Below are 17,508 nucleotides of genomic sequence, written 5' to 3' on the forward strand. Positions count from 1 at the left end.
GGTATTGCGGACCTTCGGCCGTTTATGCACGAGGATCCGCATGAAAAAGCTGCCGATTCAGGCCAATCTCGAACATCTGAAGAAACAGGCGAAGGAATTGCTGCGCCTGTATCGCCATCGCGATGCGAGCGCGATCGCCCGTTTCATCCAGCATCTCCCCGCCGCTGCGCACCGCTCGCCCGACGAGGTGGCCGCCCTCGACCTGCGGTTGCATGACGCACAGTCCTGCGTCGCGCGCGAGTACGGCTTCGCGTCGTGGGCCGATCTCGGCGCGTTCGTCGAGGCCCATGCGATCGCGCGGCACGAGCGATCGCGTCTGGTCCGTCGCTGGCTGGGGCTCGCGTATGGCGGCGACGTGACCGGCAGTCTCGACGCGGCGCGGCCGCGGGTCGCCGCGCAACTGCTGAACGAGCATCCCGAACTCGTCGCGGACGATCCGTACGTGGCCTGTGCAGCAGGCGATCTCGATGCCGTGAAGCAGGCCGTGAGCGCCGATCCGGCGTGGATCGGACGCGCGGGCGGCATGCTCAAGCTGTCGCCGCTCGTTGCCGTCACGCATTCGCGTCTCGGGCAGATTCCCGCGTTTGCCGTCAGGTTGCGCGCATGCGCGCGTTATCTGCTCGACGCCGGCGCCGATCCGAACCAGCGGATCGGCAACCGGTTTCCGCCGGCTTCGCTTGCGGCGCCCGACGACTCGGGGCCGCTGTCGGCGCTCTACGGCGCGGCCGGCGTCAATCGCGATCCGGTGCTCACCGATATGCTGCTGAGCGCGGGTGCGGATCCGGACGACGGCGAGTCGCTGTATCACTCGCTGGAGAACCCGGCATGCACGCGCATGCTGCTCGCGCGCGGCGCGCGCATCGACGGCACGAACGCGCTGCGGCGCGCGCTCGACATGCCGGATGCAACCGCGCTCGAATTGCTGCTCGCGCACGGCGCCGATCCCGACGAACCGGCCGGGGAAGGGCCCACGAAAGTCTGGGGCGCGCCGCTGTTGCGCGCGATTGCGCTGCGTCGCCCGGCGCGCCATGTCGTCGCGCTGCTGGCGGCCGGCGCGAACCCGCGCGTGCAGACGGCGGCGGGCGTCGGTGCGTACCGTCTGGCGATGCAGACGGGCTTGCTGGAAGTCGCGGACTTGCTGCGCGCAGCCGGCGCGGAAGAGCCGCTGGATCCCGAAGACGAATTCGTGGCCGCTTGTGCGCGTGCGGATGCCGGCGAAGCGCGGCGGATTCAGGCGCGGCATCCCGAACTGCCGCGTGCATTGCGCGAAGACCGGTTGCGGTTGCTGCCGGATGCGGCCGCATGGGGTTCCGGCGATACGGTGAAGGCGATGGTGGAACTGGGCTGGCCGCTCGACGCGCGAGGCGGCGACTGGGACGCGACCGCGCTGAACCATGCTGTTTTCCGCGGCAACGCGGCATTGACCGCGTTTTTGTTGTCGCATGGTGCAAGCTGGCGCGAAACGCATGGCTTCGGCAGCGACGTGCTCGGCACGCTGTCGTGGGCGTCGGTCAACGAACCGGCGAACGTCGGCGATCCCGATTGGGCGGCGTGTGCGCGGGCGCTGGCCGCACAGGGTCTGCCGGACGCGGTGCGGGATCCGTCGGATCCCGAACGGGTGCTGATCGACGGCCGGTCGATGCGGTTTTCCGATGCGGTGACCGAGGTCTTGCTGGGCGCCCGCGAAGTGCCGGCCGGATCGAGGTAAGCGGAAGCGGGCGGGCATCGCGCGGACGGCGGCGGCGGTTGGAGTCGGTGCCTGTTCAACATGCAGGCAGCCGATTGCCGCAACACGGCATTCGACCGCAATCGCGCGATTGAAGGTTTCCGGCGAAACGGTTCGACGCCCCGGTGCTGTACCGGCCCACGCATCGCGTGGAAATCGACATGTTTCACCCGTGCGCGAAACGTTCGCGCCGGTCGGCGGCATAGGCTGAATCCTTCTCGTCCCGATCAGGAGCACGCCGTGTCCCATTCCGACCTTCAAGCCCGTCACGCCGAAGCGTTCCGCGCGCTGCACGCGCGTCCCGGCGCGTTCATCATCCCGAACCCGTGGGATGCCGGCACCGCGCGCCTGCTGGCGATGGCCGGCTTCGAGGCGCTCGCCACCACGAGCGCCGGCTTTGCGTTCTCGCGCGGCTTGCCCGACAGCGCGATCGGCCGCGACGCGATGCTCGAACATATCGCCGACATCGTCGCCGCGGGCGGCCTGCCCGTCAGCGCCGACCTCGAGAACGGCTTCGGCGACGCGCCTGCGGCCGTCGCCGAGACGATCCGGCTGGCGGCCGAAGCCGGCGCGGTCGGCGGCTCGATCGAGGATGCGACCGGCCGCGCCGATGCGCCGATCTACGCGTACGACGCGGCGGTCGAGCGCGTCGCGGCGGCCGTCGATGCGGCGCGCGCGTTGCCGTTTCCGTTCACGCTGACTGCCCGCTGCGAAAACTACCTGAACGGCCGCCGCGATCTCGACGACACGATTGCCCGGCTCGTCGCATACCGCGACGCGGGCGCGGACGTGCTCTACGCCCCCGGCGTGACCGATCCCGGCGAAATCGCGGCCATCACGCGCGCGGTGGGCGCGCCCGTCAACGTCGTGATGGGGCTGCAGGGCGGCCTGCTGAGCGTCGACGCGCTCGCGGCGCTCGGCGTGAAGCGCGTGAGCGTCGGCGGCGCGCTGGCGCGGGCCGCGCTCGGCGCATTCTTGCGCGGCGTGACGGAAATGGTGCGCGACGGCACCTTCACGTTCACGGAAGACGCGGTGCCGGGGCGCGACCTCAACCGCTGGTTCGCGGCGCCGGACAATGCGCGCGTGTCGTTCGAACCATGACGCGGGATAAAACCCGGAATCGTTTTCAGCTGAAACATTGATTGACGATAATCAATCGACAGGGCGTTCGATTTAAACGCGGATGACGACGCGGCAAGCATCGATTATGCTCCGCGTTCTGCCTGCGCGTTGCGGCGCAAACGCGTCGGCACGCGCGCGCCGCGCGTTCCGTGCATCGCCGGCGCGTATTGTTGCGATTTCCTGACGTGTCTGTTTGGACGCTCGGGCGTTGCCGTTTGTTTTCCGGATTGTTAATCTGCGCGACAGCCGGTTAAAACCGGATAACCGGGCGGCAAGCCGCCGGAAAAATCGATATATAAAAAACTGAGAGAACCATGACGATCCGAGAAAATCACCGCAGCAGGTTTCGCGTCGGCGATGTCGTCACGCTGAAAACCGGCGGGCCGCGCATGACGGTCACCTATGCCGGGCCGGTCGTGTTCGACGATGCCGACTGGCTGATCTGCCAGTGGTTCGACGACAGCGGCCATTTCCGGCAGGAAATGTTCCATCACGAGACGGTCGTGCCGGAGCCGCGCGCAATTTCGGCGGGGCGCGTCCGCGTGCGGATGCTGGCGCATCGCTACCGGTCGGCCGCCTGACGCCGACGCGCGTTGCGCGATGCCGCCCGCGGCGTTTGCCGCGAACGCCGGCATTTGTGCAACGCGTTGGATCGCCCCGGCCGATACCGACTCGCGCGCCGCCACTGCTGCCGCTGCGCGGAAGCGATCCACGCCACGCGTTCCGCGACATTTCACGCCACCCCGAAACATGCGGCGACCGGCTGCGCCGATACTGGCCGCATGAACCCGATCGATCCCATTGCCGCGGTCACGCACCGCGATCCTTATCCCTATTACGCGACGCTCGTCGACGGGCCGCCGCTCGCATATGACGCGTCGCTCGGCCTGTGGGTCGCGAGCCGCGCGGCGAGCGTCGCGGCCGTGCTCGGCCATCCGGGCTGCCGCGTCCGTCCGCTCGATATGCCGGTGCCGCCCGCCCTGCGCGGCACGACGGCAGGCGCGCTGTTCGGCGAACTGGTGCGCATGAACGACGGCACGCTGCGGCACGACGTGCCGAAGCAAGCGCTGCGCGCGGCGCTCGCGTCGGTCGATGCGCATGCGTTGCGCGACCGGGCCGCGCGGATCGCAGCCGGGCGCCTGCCGGCGCGGCTCGATGCCGACGCACTGAATGCGTGGTGCATGACGACGCCCGTGTGCGCGGTTGCCGCTCAACTCGGCTTCGACGAGCCGCAACTCGACGCAATCGCCGCGTCGGTCGTCGACTTCGTCGCGGCGCTGTCGCCGTTGTCGGACGACGCGGCGCTGGCCCGCGCGAGCGACGCGGCCCGGCAACTGCTGGACCGGATGACCGAGCGCGTCGCGAACGCGCGTGCGCAGGACGGCACGCTGGTCGACGCAATCCGGCAGTCGGCCCGTGAGACGGGCTGGCACGCAAGCGGGGCGCTGGTCGCCAATCTCGTCGGCCTGCTGTCGCAGACCTGCGAGGCGACGGCCGCTTGGCTCGGCAATGCAGTCGTCGCGTGGCACGAAACGAACGGCGCGGCCGAAGCCGTATTCGACGCGCGCGATGACGCGGCATTCGACGCATTCGTCGCCGAGGTCGGTCGCTTCGATTCGCCGGTGCAGAACACGCGACGCTTCGTCGCCGCACGCACGACGATCGAAGGCGCGAGCGTCGAAGCCGGCGACGCGATTCTCGTCGTGCTGGCTGCCGCAAACCGCGATCCGGCCGTGCACCGCGACCCGCAGCGGCTGATGCCGGGCCGCGCGCCGGGGCCGAATTTCGGTTTCGGCGCGGGGGGGCACGCTTGTCCGGGCGAACGAATCGCGCGGGCGGTCACGGTGGGAGCGTTCGAGGCGCTGTGGCGCGCGGGCGGTGGGCCGCCGCGCGGTGCGCTGAAGTGGGACTACCGCGCCTCGACCAACGTCAGGATGCCGAAGTTCGAGGCGGTGTCGTAGCGGGAAAAAGGGAGCTTATCGGCAGCCTTGCTTCTCCGCCCATTGTTCCTGGGCGGCGACGCGGCGCTGCACGCGTTCGACGAGGCCGACCGAGAAGGTTCGCATGCTGACGCCGCGGCGCTTCGCGAGGATCGTCTGCGCGACGTCGGTTTGCGGATTCGGCTGGCAGGCCCAGTAGAGCGTCATCAGCCAGCCGATGACGGTCCACCCGAACAGCGCGTTGAACAGCGCAACCGTCAGCTTGTCGTGCCGGGCGCGCCGATCGGCGATGACGGCCGGCAGAAAATAGAGCGCGATCGCGGCAACCGAACCGGCGACTTGAATCAGGACTGCGTTCTGCATGGTGCTGCTCCGTCCGAACTGCAATGAGGCTGATTGTCGCGCTTTTTCGGTTCATGTGCCGGCAATTGATTGTTGCGCTTTTGATGATGATCGGCGTGTGGCGGCCGCCGCTGGCGCGGCATCGTTGCTCAGCGTGAAACCTTCGTCGAGCCAGCCCGTCATGCCGCCGATCATCAGCTTCACGGGCCGGCCGAGGCGCGCCAGGCAGATCGCCGCGCGCGTGGCGCCGTTGCAGTGCGGGCCGGCGCAATAGACGACGAACAGCGTGTCGGCCGGATAGTCGGCGAGCATGCCCGCGACGATCTTGCGGCGCGGCAGGTTGCGCGCGCCCGGCACGTGGCCGACCGCGTACTGGTCGGGGCCGCGCACGTCGAGCAGCACGAAATCGGGCGCGCCCGAGGCGAGCGCGTCGTGCACGTCCCAGCAATCGGTTTCGAATCGCAGCGATGCCTCGAAATGGGCAACGGCGGCGGCGCTGTCGGCGGCGGGAACGTCGGTGACGCTGGACATGGGCAGGTTCTCCTTGAACGGTCCGGAAGGGACTGGAATGAAGGGCAGTATCGCGGTTCCGCGTGCCGCGCGGCAGTGGCGCGATCGACAAGTTCCGGTAACATCGCGCCATGAAAAATCATCTCGTCGTCGCGCTGGCCTACGACCGGCTCTGCACCTTCGAATTCGGCTGCACGGTCGAACTGTTCGCGCTCGAACGTCCGGAACTCGGCGTCGACTGGTATCGCTTCGCGGTATGCGCGAGCGAGCCCGGCCCGGTGCGCGCGGCGGGCGGCATCACGGTCGCCGCACCGTACCGGCTCGCGATGCTCGATCGCGCGGACACGATCGTGATTCCCGGCTGGCGCGATGCGGACGAACCGCCGCCGCCGCCGCTGCTGAAGAAGCTGCGCGCCGCGCATCGTCGCGGCGCGCGGCTGTGCTCGATCTGCTCGGGCGTGTTCGTGCTGGCGGCGGCCGGCGTACTCGACGGCCTCACCGTGACGACGCACTGGCGCTACGCAGAGAAACTGCAGGCGCGCTATCCGGCGCTGCGCGTGAATCCCGACGCGCTCTATGTCGATGAAGGGCAGATCGTCACGTCGGCCGGTTCCGCGGCCGGGCTCGACATGCTGCTGCATCTGGTGCGCCGCGATCACGGCGGCGCGATCGCGAATCGCGTCGCGCAGCGCCTCGTGCTGCCGCCGCATCGCGACGGCGGGCAGGCGCAGTTCGTGCCGCGCCCGGTCGCGCCGGGCGGCAGCGACCGGCTCGCGAAGCTGATCGACTGGATGCGCGCGCACGCGGCCGAGCCGCACACGCTGGCATCGCTCGCCGCGCAGGCCGCAATGAGTCCGCGCACGCTGCAGCGGCAGTTCGCGGACGCCACGGGCATGTCGCCGGTCGCATGGCTGATCCGCGAGCGCGTGAACGTCGCGAAGGACATCCTCGAAGCGCATCCGGCGCTATCGCTCGCGCAGGTTGCCGCGCGAGCGGGCTTCGGTTCGGAAGAATCGCTGCGCCGGCATTTCCGCCGCGTTGCGGCGACGAGCCCGGCCGCTTACCGGCGCGAGATGGATCATGGCGTAAGATCCGGGCACGCTTGAGCGATCGACTTCGCAAAGACGCAAGATCGCGATCGCCAGACGGCGGCGCAAAGCACGCCGCACCATTCGTGCACGATCATGACAAGGACAACCCTCATGGGCCTGCTGGGAAAACTGTTCGGAAAGAAGCCGCGCGATGCGGCGCCGGCATCCGCGTCGACTTCGACAGTCGATGCAGCGGACGAAGCCGGCGAAGCGGCCGGGGAACGCGCGCCCGACATCGCGCCGGAACTCGCGTCCGCGCTGGCGGCGTTCCAGTCCGGCCGGCACGAGGCCGCGATCGCGGCGGCCGCGCCGCATGCGACGCGGCTGGCCGACGCGGCGCGCCTGTGCGCGCTCGCGTACTCGGCGATGCAGCGTTATCCGGAAGCGTTCCCGTACTGGCTCGCGCTGTTCGACAAGGAGCCGAGCGCGCACAACGCGGTGCAGCTCGCGACGACGTCGGCGATGTGCGGGGAAGTGGCGCGCGGCGAAGCATGGATGCAGAAGGCCGCCGAGATCAATCGCGACACGCACGAGCAATCCGACGTCGCCGCGCGCGTGAACTTCATTTCGTCGCTGATGCAAAGCGGCCATCTGCGCGAGGCGCTGCCGCATCTCGCGTGGGTGCGCGACGTCTACGGCCACGTGCGCATCACCGATTCGACCTTCCTCTATATGCGCGGTATTCCGTTCTTTTCGTCGTTTCTCGAACGCAGCCTGGAGATTCTGAAGGCCACGCAGCCGGCCGATGCGATCGCGCCGTGGTATGGCGAGCTGACGGGCAAGCTCGACGAGGACGGCGAGGCGCAGCTTGCCGCGTGGATCGGCCAGCTGCCCGGGCAGCCGGCCGCGTGACCGACCGCGCTCCGCCGACAGCAGCCGCCACCGGCTGCGTCGCGCGCCGTCATGCGTCGGTTCGACGGCGCGCGACGCGTGCGCTCAGCGCGTGTTGCCGCCGTCGCGTTTCGGCTGCTTGATGCACGCGATCCGGTACACGCCGTCCTCGACCTCGACGCCGTGCGTGTCGTGCGTAAAGCCGGGGAAGCGCAGGTCGTACTGTTCGAGCGCCTTCAGGTAGCCGAGCAGCGGGCCGTCGGCCGGCCCCGCGTTCTCGCCCGGCATCAGCAGCGGAATGCCCGGCGGATACGGGACCACGCCGGTCGCGACGGTGCGGCCTTCCATCTCCGACAGCTCCAGCATCTCGATGTCGTTGTGCACGAGGTGCTCGAACGCCTCGGCCGGGCTGAAATCCGGCTTCGGCAGCGTCGAGAAGCCGCGCGACATCATCTCGGTCGTCTTCAGGTCGCTCATCGCGCTGAACATCAGGTCGCACAGGTCGCGCAGGCCGAGCGTGCGGTAGCGGTCCGGATAGCGTGCGACGAGGTCGGGCAGCGCCTGTTCGAGCGACGCGTTCGCGTCGTAGTCGCGCTTGAAGTCGAGCAGCGTGTTGACGAGCGTGCCCCACTTGCCCTTCGTCACGCCGAGCGAGAACAGGAACAGGATCGTGAAGTCGGTGGTCTTCTCGACCACGATCCCGTGCCGGTCCAGATAGGCGGTGACGACCGAGGCCGGAATGCCGACCGGCATCAGCCCGCCATGCGGCGCGATGCCCGGCGTGACGATCGACACCTTGATCGGGTCGAGCATGCAGTAGTCGTCCTCGATATCGCCGAAGCCGTGCCACGCGTCGCCCGGATGCAGCACCCAGCACGACGGATCGGTCGCGAGCAGCGTCTCGTCCGCTTCATGGAAGCGCACGTGCCGGCCCGTGCTGCGGTCGACCACGGTATCGGGCTGCCAGCCGTTGAAGAACCAGTCGTTGTTCTCCGCGCACTCGGCGTGCAGGCGCCCGAGCATCTGGCGGAACGCGACGGCCTCGCGAATCGCGTCGGTCGTCAGCGCTGCGCCGCCGGGGCCGTCCATCATCGCGGCGCTCACGTCGTTCGACGCGATGATCGCGTAGTTCGGCGACGTCGACGCATGCATCATGTACGCCTCGTTGAAGCGCGCATGCTCGATCGGGTTGCGGCCGTCGCGGATGTGGATGAACGATGCCTGCGACAGCGCGGCGAGCAGCTTGTGCGTCGACTGCGTCGCGAACACGGTCGGCTTGCTCGCGTCGTGCTGCGCCGGGTCGCCGTGCATCGCGTGGCGGTCGCGATAGATCGGGTTGAAGCGCGCATAGCCGTACCATGCTTCGTCGAAATGCAGCCGGTCGACGCTCTGGCCGAGCAATGCTTCGACGCGCGCGACGTTGTAGCAGAGGCCGTCGTAGGTCGAGTTCGTGATCAGCGCATGCACGGGCGTGGGGTCGATGCCGTCGCGGCCGCGCACCAGCGGGTTCGCGTCGATCGCGAGCCGCACCGCGGCGGCCGTCAGCCGCTCCGGCATGATCGGCCCGATGATCCCGTAGTGGTTGCGCGACGGGATCAGGTAGGTCGGGATCGCGCCGGACATCGTGATCGCATGCTCGGCCGACTTGTGGCAGTTGCGGTCGCACAGCGCGACCTGGTTGCGCGTGACGCTCGCCATCAGGATCACGCGGTTCGACATCGACGAGCCGTTCGTCACGTGATACGTGCGGTGCGCGCCGAACACGCGCGCCGCATAGCGCTCGCTGTCGCCGATCGGGCCCGAGTGATCGAGCAGCGAGCCGAGTTCGCCGACCGAGATCGACAGGTCGGAGCGGAACAGCGATTCGCCGAAGAATTCGAAATACGCGCGGCCGACCGGCGATTTCAGGAACGCGGTGCCGCCCGTGTGGCCGGGCGTGTGCCACGAGTATTCGTACACGCGCGAGAACTGCGCGAGCGCGCGGAACATCGGCGGCAGCACGGTCTCGCGATAGCGTTCGATCGCGGCGACGATCCGGCCGCCGATGAACGCGGTGGTGTCTTCGAGCAGCCAGATGAAGTCGTCGGCCTTGCGCATCGCGTCGACGGGAATCGCGGACGCACTCGCGCGGCTCGCGAGCAGGAACACGGGCACCGTCGCATTGCGCGCACGCATCGCGTCGAGCACCGCCTGCGCGGGCGCGTGCTGCGAATCGTCGCCGAGCTCCCAGTTGAGCAGCAGGCACTGGATCGCGGGATCGGCATCGACGACTGCGCGCGCGTCGTCGGCGGACGTCGCGATCACGACGTCGACGAGCCGCGCGCGCAGTTCCTCGGCGAGCGCCGTCGCGGCGCGTCCGGTGGCCGTGCGTGCGTCGATGTCGTGCTGCACCAGCAGCGCCTTCATGCCGAGGCGGCGGAACGCCGGTTGGGTCAAGGAAGCGGTCATGTGTCATTCCCCCGTTTGCCGGGTTGCAGGGGCGCCCGCGGCGACGGCCGGCGAGCGCGCGTGAAGGATGTCGGCGCGGTGACGGCCGACGGAGATCCAGAAGGTCGCGGCGAGCGCGGCGATCGTGACGGCCAGCGCGAGATAGCGCACCCAGCGCGGCGAGCGGCCGCCCGGATGGACGTGGGTTTCCTCGATCTCGCGCTGGCGGTTGATCGACAGCTCGTAGAACACGATCGTCGCGACGACGAAGATCAGCGACCAGCGCGTCTGCTGGCCGTCGGAGCCGACCATCGCCCACAGCGCGTAGACCGCGCCCATCAGGCCGACGATCGTATAGAACGTGAACTGGTGCGAAGGCATCTTGCCGTAGCCGAGCACCTTGATCGCGATGCACGAATAGATGTACGGCAGCAGCGTCATGATCACGGCGATCGACGCGATCTTGCCGAACTGCTCGCTGGCGCTCGGCGACATCGTCGCGAGCACCTGCACCGACATGATCGCCGCGACGATCGCGAGGCCGGCCGACGGCACGTTCTTCGCGTTCACGCGCGCGAACACGCTGGCGAACAGGCCGTCGTCGGCGGCGGCCTTCGCGGTCTGGCCGACCAGCAGCGTCCAGCCCGCGAGCGAGCCGAGGCAGCCGAGCGCCGCGCACAGCGCGACCGCGTTCGCGGCGGTGTCGCCGAGCGCGAGGCGCGCGGCATCGGCGAACGGCGCGCTCGACGCGAGCAGCGCCTTGTTCGGGATCATCCCCATGATCACGGTCGAGCTGAGCACGTAGCAGACCGCCGCGAGCACGACGCCGCCGACGGTCGCGATCGGCACGTTGCGCGACGGGTTCTCGACGACGCCGGCCGACACCGACGCGCTCTCGACGCCTATGAACGCCCACAGCGTGAAGTTCAGCGTCGCGCCGATCGCGCTGAAGCCGTTGGTGCCCGACACGTTCCAGCCGGCGAGGTACACGTCCTTGCTGAACCAGAACCAGCCGAACACGGCCATCCCGAGGATCGGCACCAGCGCGAAGATCGTCGTGACCGACTGCACGCGGCCGACGACGTTCGGCCCGAGGATGTTCGCGTACGTGAACAGCCAGATCACGAAGATCTGCGCGAGCGCGAACACGAGCGGATCGCGCAGCACCGGGAAGAAGTGCGTCAGGTAGCCGAGGCCCGCGACCGCGAGGCCGACGTTGCCGAGCACGTTCGCGAGCCAGTAGATCAGGTTGGTCTGGTAGCCCATGTACGGGCCGAACGCCTTGCGCGCATACGCGTACGGGCCGCCTGCGGCCGGGTCGATCGCGGCGAGCTTCGCGAACACCAGCGCGAGCGACACCGCGCCGACGACGGTGATCAGCCAGCCGAAGATCGCGATGCCGCCGGTGGCGGCGAGGTTCGCGGGCAGCATGAACACGCCGGAACCCATCATGTTGCCGGCGACCATCAGCGTCGCGGGAACGACGCCGATCTTCGGCGCGGACGCGGCGGCGGACGACGTGGAGGATTTTGAAGAGGACGAGCTGGCATCTGACATGCAAGGCTCCTTGAAAAGACGTGATGCGGTTGAGGTGGCGAGGCCCGGCGCCGGATCGACGATTCCGGCGCGGATCGTCGTTTTATTGAACGTTCGGATGTTATCTCTTAATTACGGGGAGTCAGGGTAAACGCTGGTCATTAATCGATGGAATATTGATAAATGTCATTTCCGGGGTAAATCGGTCGGTCGCTGACGCGCATGACACGGGCGTTCTGGCGATATTGGCGGGATTTCAGGTTGGCGCGGGATATCGGCGGTGGCGCGTGAAACGCATTGCGGTTAAAACGCTTTCGATAATCGTTTTTTGCCGAACCGGTTAATTCATTTCATGAAAAAGCGACGCCGTAATCGTCGTTCCGATCTGTCGGGTATTGACCGGGCCGAACCGTGCGGAAACGGGCGCCGGCAGCAAAGCATCGGCGTATCATCTGGGTTTTCGTCAGCCCGATCCAGGCACCCCACCATGACCTCCGTCGACACTACCCCCGTCCTCGACCATGACAAGCTCGTTACCTTCGTCGAGCGCAAGTGGAACGATGAAATCCTCCACGCACTGACCGACTACATCGCGATTCCCGCGAAGAGCCCCGCATTCGACCCCGACTGGGCGAAGCGCGGCTATCTCGAACGCGTCGTCACCGATGCCGCGCAGTGGGCCGAACGCCAGCCCGTGAAGGGGCTGAAGCTCGAGATCGTGCGCCTGCCGGGCCGCACGCCGGTGATCTTCTTCGAGACGCCTGCGACGCGTTCGGGCAGCACCGACACGATCCTGCTGTACGGCCACCTCGACAAGCAGCCCGAATTCGACGGCTGGCGCGCGGATCTCGGCCCGTGGACGCCGAAGTTCGAGAACGGCAAGCTGTACGGCCGCGGCGGCGCGGACGACGGCTATGCGATCTACGCGAGCCTCGCCGCGCTCGGCGCGCTCGACGAGCAGGGCGTCGAGCGGCCGCGCTGCGTCGGCCTGATCGAGACCTGCGAGGAATCGGGCAGCTACGACCTGCTGCCGTACGTCGACGCGCTGCGCGACCGGCTCGGCCAGGTGTCGCTCGTCGTGTGCCTCGATTCGGGCGCCGGCAACTACGACCAGATGTGGCTGACGACGTCGCTGCGCGGGCTCGTGTCCGGCGACCTGCAGGTCGAGGTGCTCGAAGAGGGCGTCCATTCGGGCGTGTACGGCGGCATCGCGCCGTCGAGCTTCCGCGTGATGCGCCAGTTGTTCGAGCGGCTCGAGGATGCAAGGAACGGCAACCTGCTGCCGGCCGCGTTTCACTGCGAGATTCCCGACAGCCGCGTGCGCGAGGCCGACGCGGCCGCCGAGATCCTCGGCGATACGGTATGGAAGGGCCTGCCGTGGGCATGCGGCGCGGACGGCAAGCCGGTGCTGCCGACCACGACCGATCCGCGCGAGGCGCTGCTGAACTCGACGTGGCGGCCGTCGCTGTCGGTGACGGGCGCGGCCGGCATGCCGGCGCTCGCCGACGCGGGCAACGTGCTGCGTCCGCGCACCGCGTTCAAGCTGTCGCTGCGCCTGCCGCCGCTCGTCGACGCCGCGCAGGCCGTGCAGCAGCTGAAGGAACTGCTCGAACTCGATCCGCCGTACAACGCGAAGGTCACGTTCAAGCCCGACGCGGGCGCCGCGACCGGCTGGAGCGCGCCCGATCTCGCGCCGTGGCTCGCGTCGTCGCTCGATGCGGCGTCGCGTCGCCATTTCGGCGCGGACTGCGCGTACATGGGCCTCGGCGGCACGATCCCGCTGATGAACGTGCTGCAGGAAGGGTTCCCGGCCGCGCAGTTCATGGTGTGCGGCGTGCTCGGGCCGAAGTCGAACGCGCATGGCCCGAACGAGTTCCTGCACGTGCCTTACGCGAAGAAACTGACCGCGGCGGTCGCGGACGTGATCGCGTCCGCACGCTGACGCCGCGGCGGCCCGCTCGCCCGGGCCGCCGCCCATCCGCTTCGATCCGCTTCGACCTGGAGGAGACCTGCCGATGACCGCGCCGACGACACCCGATACCGAGCCGCTGCGCATGCGCGCCGAACCGCTGCATGCCTTCGTCGCCGCGCTGTGGGAACGGGCCGGCAGCAGTGCGCGCGAGGCGCGGCTCGTCGCCGATCATCTGGTCGGCGCGAATCTCGCGGGACACGATTCGCACGGCATCGGGATGATCCCGAACTACGTCGCGTCGTGGCGCGAAGGGCAACTGCAGTTGAACGGGCATGCGTCGATCGTGCGCGACGGCGGCGCGGTGCTGACGATCGACGGCGGGCGCGGCTTCGGCCAGGTGATCGCGTTCGAGGCGATGGTCGAAGGGATCGAGCGCGCGCGGCGGATGGGCATCTGCGCGATCGGCCTGCGCGACGTGCATCACCTCGGCCGCATCGGGCACTGGGCCGAGCAGTGCGCACGCGCGGGGCTCGTGTCGTTTCATTTCGTCAACGTGCCGGGCGACCTGCTGGTCGCGCCGCTGCACGGCACCGATCCGCGGTTCGGCACCAATCCGTTTTGCGCGGCATACCCGCGTGCGGGTCAGCCGCCGCTGCTGCTCGATTTCGCAACGAGTGCGATCGCGTACGGCAAGACGCGCGTCGCGTATAACCAGGGCCGGCGCGTGCCGGCCGGCGCGTTGATCGACCATCGCGGCCAGCCGACCGACGATCCGGCCGTGATGCACGAGAAGCCGTTCGGCGCGCTGCTGCCGTTCGGGCTGCACAAGGGTTACGCGCTCGCGGCGATGTGCGAGATCTTCGGCGGCGCGCTCGTCGGCGGGCATACGACGTATGGCGATACGCTGCAGAAGACGAGTGCGATCGTCAACGGAATGCTGTCGGTGCTGATCGATCCGAACGCGTTCGATGCGGCCGATGCGCAGCGCGAAGCCGATGCGTTCGTCGCGTGGGCGAAGGCGTCGCCGCAGGCGGGCGACGCGCCGGTGCAGATGCCCGGCGAGCCGGAAGAGGCCAGCCGCGCGGCGCGCGGCGCGAACGGTATTCCGGTTGACCGTGCGACGTGGCGGCAGATCCGCGACAGCGCGGCGGCCGCCGGCTTCGACGCCGCCGAGCTCGACGCGTGGACGCAGCGCTGCACGGAGTCCGCATGAGCTGGCAAGCGGAGAAGGCGCACGGCGAGGAGATCGCGTATCGGCTCGCGCCGCTCGGCAAGGTCGAGGTCGCGCGGTTCTTCAGCGGTGCGGCGATGCGGCTCGACGGCGTGATGTTCGGCTTCATGTCGCGCGGGTCGCTGTTCCTGCGCGTCGACGACGTGAACCGGCCGGCGTTCGTGGCGGCCGGAATGGGACCGTTCTCGTACGAGCGGCCGACGCGGACCGTCGCGCTCGAGGGCTACTACGAAACGCCGGCCGACGTGCTCGAGGATGCGGGCGCGCTGTTCGACTGGTGTCGCGGCGCCTATCGCGCGGCGCTGCTGGCCGGAATGCCGAAGCGCAAGGCGAAGGCGGTGGTGAAGCCGGCGTCGAAACCGGCGTCGAAGCGGACAGCGAAACCGGTTGCAAAACCGGCAGCGAAATCGCCGTCGAAGCGCAACAAGATTTAGCGCCGCGCGCGTGAAGCGAAGGCTGCGCGAGTTCCGTTCCATCGCTATTTCCGGTATACGAACCGCCGACGTTTCGGAGGACGCATCACAATCACGGTTCGCCGCGGCGCACGACCGGGATGCGCGGGCTTCACAATGACGTCCCCCGCGTTTATGATCGGCGCGGTCGCGTCCGTGCCCGGCGCGATCGCGCCGGCGGCGTCGCCGGCACCGCGAACGGCGCGCAGAATGCCGCGCGGGCTGCATTCCCCACCTTAATTCCAGACGGAGACAGCCGATGCTCGTCCTGATTCTCGGTTTAGCGATCTTTCTCGGTGTGCACTCGGTCCGGATCGTCGCGGACGACTGGCGGTCCGCGACGATCGCGCGGATCGGCGAGAAGGGCTGGAAGGCCGGCTATTCGATCGCATCGATCATCGGGTTCGTGCTGATCGTGCGCGGCTACGGGATCGCGCGCGAGAACGCGACGCTGCTGTGGGTGTCGCCGGTCGGCGTGCGCCACCTGACGGGCATGCTGACCGCGATCGCCTTCGTGCTGATCGCCGCGTCCTACGTGCCGCGCAACCGCATCAAGACGCTCGTCGGCCACCCGATGGTGGCCGGCGTGATGGTCTGGGCGATCGCGCACCTGCTCGCGAACGGTACGCTGCATGCGGTCGTGCTGTTCGGCGCGTTCTTCGTATGGTCGCTCGTCGATTTCATCGTGTCGCGTGCGCGCGATCGGCGTGACGGCGTCCGCTATCCGGCCGGCGGACTGCGCGGCGACGTCGTCGCGGTCGTCGGCGGAGTCGTCGTGTGGGCCGTGTTCGCGCTGTTCCTGCACGGCTGGTTGATCGGCGTGCGGCCGTTCGGTTGAGCGGACGGCCGACGGGCGAACGGCTGGCGACGGCGCACCGCCCGCCGTCTATCAGCGCGGATTCGCGCCGGACGTCTCGCCGAGCGATGCCGGTTTGCGGCGCAGGAAATACGACGCGACGATCGCAAGCGCCGTCAGTACGGTGAACCAGAACTGGAACTGCGAATCCGGATTGAACGCCTGCGAAGCCAGCACCGCGACCAGCGCCAGCAGCGCGATCCAGTTCGACACCGGATAGAACCAGGCGCGGAATGCCGACGGATCGTGCGGAACGTGCTTCGTCTGCCGGCGCATCGCGAAGTGCGCGACGATGATGAAGATCCACACGATCATCACGAATGCGCCGCTGCTTTTCGCGAGCATCAGGAACAGGTCGCCGCCGCTGACGAAGTGAACGCCGAGGATCGACACGCAGATCGCGAGGCACAGCGCCAGCGCGTTGATCGGTACGCCTTTCGCGTTGGTGCGGCCGAACAGTGCGGGCGCATGGCCGCGCTGGCTCAGCGAGAACAGCATGCGCGAGTTCGAGAACAGGAACGAGTTCATCACCGACATGAACGACACGAACAGCACGATCTTCATCGCGACCGCCGCGCCGCTGAAGCCGGCCATGCTGAACAGCGACACGTAGGGCGATTTCAGGTTGGCCTTGTCGGTCCACGGCATGCATAGAATCAGGATCGACACCGAGCCGACGTAGAACACCATCACGCGCACGATCACGCTCTTGATCGCCTTGATCACGTTCTTTGCCGGGTTCTCCGATTCGCCGGCCGCGACGGCCGCGATCTCGCTGCCGCCCAGCGAGAAGATCACGACCATGATCCCGGCGAGCACCGGCGTGACGCCGTTCGGCATGAAGCCGCCGTGGTTCGTCAGGTTCACGAGGCCCGGTGCGGGAATGCGCGGCTGGAAGCCGAGCAGGATCGATACGCCGAGCGCCATGAACACGACGATCGTCGCAACCTTCGCGAACGACAGCCAGTATTCCGCCTCGCCGAACGAACGGACCGAGTATGCGTTGCTCGCGATCAGCGTGACGAGCATGAACAGCGCGCCGCCCCAGATCGGCAGCCACGGCAGGAAGTCGTGGAGGATTGCGCCGAGCAGGATCGCTTCCACCGTGATCGTCATCATCGACTTGAACCAGTACAGCCAGCCGACCGCATAGCCGGCCCATTCGCCGAGATACGCGCTCGCATAGGTGGAGAACGAACCGCTGTCGGGGTTGCGCGACGCCATTTCGCCGAGCATGAACATCACCAGCGTCACGATGATGCCGCCGAACAGATAGGACAGGATCGCCGCGGGGCCGGCCGTCGCGATGAGCGAGCCGGAGCCGACGAACAGGCCTGCGCCGATCACGCCGCCCAGCGCGATCATCGTGATGTGCCGTTGCTTGAGGCTTTGCCTCAATGAGTTTTCCTGCATCTCCTGCCTCTGATTATTGTCGGTTGGAAAGGGATCGGGCGGGCGCGATGGCGGATCTTTCGCCGTCGCGGCGGGGCGCCGATGTCGGGGTGCGTGTGGTGCAGCGAACGCGGCCGGCG

At 68.3% G+C, this 17,508-nt stretch carries 15 protein-coding genes; 10 read left to right on the forward strand and 5 right to left on the reverse strand.

All coding sequences use genetic code 11. The features are described from left to right. Nucleotides 1–40 precede the first annotated feature (40 nt). From BST28156_RS19340 to BST28156_RS19355, 4 genes are all read left to right on the forward strand, one after another. Nucleotides 41–1,708, forward strand: coding sequence for an ankyrin repeat domain-containing protein (locus BST28156_RS19340; RefSeq protein ID WP_174903117.1), 1,668 nt, complete (start codon nucleotides 41–43; stop codon nucleotides 1,706–1,708). Nucleotides 1,709–1,966: 258 nt separating this feature from the next. Beyond that, a complete protein-coding gene (locus BST28156_RS19345; RefSeq protein WP_060245682.1) occupies nucleotides 1,967–2,827 on the forward strand; it encodes an isocitrate lyase/PEP mutase family protein in 861 nt (286 codons plus the stop codon). Nucleotides 2,828–3,162: 335 nt separating this feature from the next. Then, a complete protein-coding gene (locus BST28156_RS19350; protein ID WP_059481449.1) occupies nucleotides 3,163–3,429 on the forward strand; it encodes a YodC family protein in 267 nt (88 codons plus the stop codon). 201 nt (nucleotides 3,430–3,630) lie between these two features. Then, entirely contained in the window at nucleotides 3,631–4,809 is a 1,179-nt protein-coding gene (locus tag BST28156_RS19355; protein ID WP_174903118.1) for a cytochrome P450, read from the forward strand. Nucleotides 4,810–4,824: 15 nt separating this feature from the next. Here the strand turns inward: BST28156_RS19355 and BST28156_RS19360 are convergent, their stop codons facing one another. Continuing rightward, the gene (locus BST28156_RS19360; protein ID WP_060245610.1) at nucleotides 4,825–5,151 is read right to left on the reverse strand and encodes a superinfection immunity protein; all 327 of its coding nucleotides are present in this window, start codon (nucleotides 5,149–5,151) and stop codon (nucleotides 4,825–4,827) included. Nucleotides 5,152–5,202: 51 nt separating this feature from the next. Beyond that, nucleotides 5,203–5,661 carry a rhodanese-like domain-containing protein gene (locus BST28156_RS19365; protein ID WP_174903119.1) on the reverse strand — a complete coding sequence of 153 codons (459 nt, stop codon included), beginning with the start codon at nucleotides 5,659–5,661 and terminating at the stop codon, nucleotides 5,203–5,205. 110 nt (nucleotides 5,662–5,771) lie between these two features. Here BST28156_RS19365 and ftrA point away from each other — a divergent pair, with 110 nt between their 5' ends. Together ftrA and BST28156_RS19375 are read left to right on the forward strand one after the other, a co-directional pair. Then, on the forward strand, nucleotides 5,772–6,746 hold the full coding sequence (gene ftrA / locus BST28156_RS19370) for a transcriptional regulator FtrA (protein ID WP_174903120.1): 975 nt from the start codon (nucleotides 5,772–5,774) through the stop codon (nucleotides 6,744–6,746). A 96-nt stretch (nucleotides 6,747–6,842) separates the two neighbouring features. Continuing rightward, nucleotides 6,843–7,583, forward strand: a complete 741-nt coding sequence (locus BST28156_RS19375; protein ID WP_174903121.1) for a hypothetical protein — start codon at nucleotides 6,843–6,845, stop codon at nucleotides 7,581–7,583. Nucleotides 7,584–7,667: 84 nt separating this feature from the next. On the opposite strand, the gene BST28156_RS19380 is transcribed toward BST28156_RS19375, so the two are convergent. Together BST28156_RS19380 and adiC are read right to left on the reverse strand one after the other, a co-directional pair. Then, nucleotides 7,668–10,010 carry an Orn/Lys/Arg family decarboxylase gene (locus BST28156_RS19380; RefSeq protein ID WP_174903122.1) on the reverse strand — a complete coding sequence of 781 codons (2,343 nt, stop codon included), beginning with the start codon at nucleotides 10,008–10,010 and terminating at the stop codon, nucleotides 7,668–7,670. Between the two features lie 3 nt (nucleotides 10,011–10,013). Continuing rightward, nucleotides 10,014–11,546, reverse strand: a complete 1,533-nt coding sequence (adiC, locus tag BST28156_RS19385; RefSeq protein ID WP_174903123.1) for an arginine/agmatine antiporter — start codon at nucleotides 11,544–11,546, stop codon at nucleotides 10,014–10,016. Between the two features lie 466 nt (nucleotides 11,547–12,012). On the opposite strand from adiC, the gene BST28156_RS19390 reads away from it, so the two are divergent. The 4 genes from BST28156_RS19390 (at nucleotide 12,013) to BST28156_RS19405 (ending at nucleotide 15,958) form a co-directional block, all read left to right on the forward strand. Further along, nucleotides 12,013–13,467 carry a M20 family metallopeptidase gene (locus tag BST28156_RS19390; protein WP_174903124.1) on the forward strand — a complete coding sequence of 485 codons (1,455 nt, stop codon included), beginning with the start codon at nucleotides 12,013–12,015 and terminating at the stop codon, nucleotides 13,465–13,467. A gap of 73 nt (nucleotides 13,468–13,540) precedes the next feature. Beyond that, entirely contained in the window at nucleotides 13,541–14,650 is a 1,110-nt protein-coding gene (locus BST28156_RS19395) for a malate/lactate/ureidoglycolate dehydrogenase (RefSeq protein ID WP_174903125.1), read from the forward strand. Continuing rightward, nucleotides 14,647–15,102: a TfoX/Sxy family protein gene (locus BST28156_RS19400; protein WP_059605961.1), complete on the forward strand. Its 456-nt coding sequence runs from the start codon at nucleotides 14,647–14,649 to the stop codon at nucleotides 15,100–15,102. The genes BST28156_RS19395 and BST28156_RS19400 overlap by 4 nt, the downstream gene beginning before the upstream one ends. Nucleotides 15,103–15,379: 277 nt before the next feature. Then, nucleotides 15,380–15,958 carry an NnrU family protein gene (locus BST28156_RS19405; RefSeq protein ID WP_009690819.1) on the forward strand — a complete coding sequence of 193 codons (579 nt, stop codon included), beginning with the start codon at nucleotides 15,380–15,382 and terminating at the stop codon, nucleotides 15,956–15,958. Nucleotides 15,959–16,009: 51 nt separating this feature from the next. Here the strand turns inward: BST28156_RS19405 and BST28156_RS19410 are convergent, their stop codons facing one another. Continuing rightward, nucleotides 16,010–17,389, reverse strand: a complete 1,380-nt coding sequence (locus BST28156_RS19410) for an amino acid permease (protein WP_174903126.1) — start codon at nucleotides 17,387–17,389, stop codon at nucleotides 16,010–16,012. Nucleotides 17,390–17,508: the final 119 nt, after the last annotated feature.

It is taken from the genome of Burkholderia pseudomultivorans (genome assembly GCF_902499075.1).
Classification (GTDB): domain Bacteria; phylum Pseudomonadota; class Gammaproteobacteria; order Burkholderiales; family Burkholderiaceae; genus Burkholderia; species Burkholderia pseudomultivorans.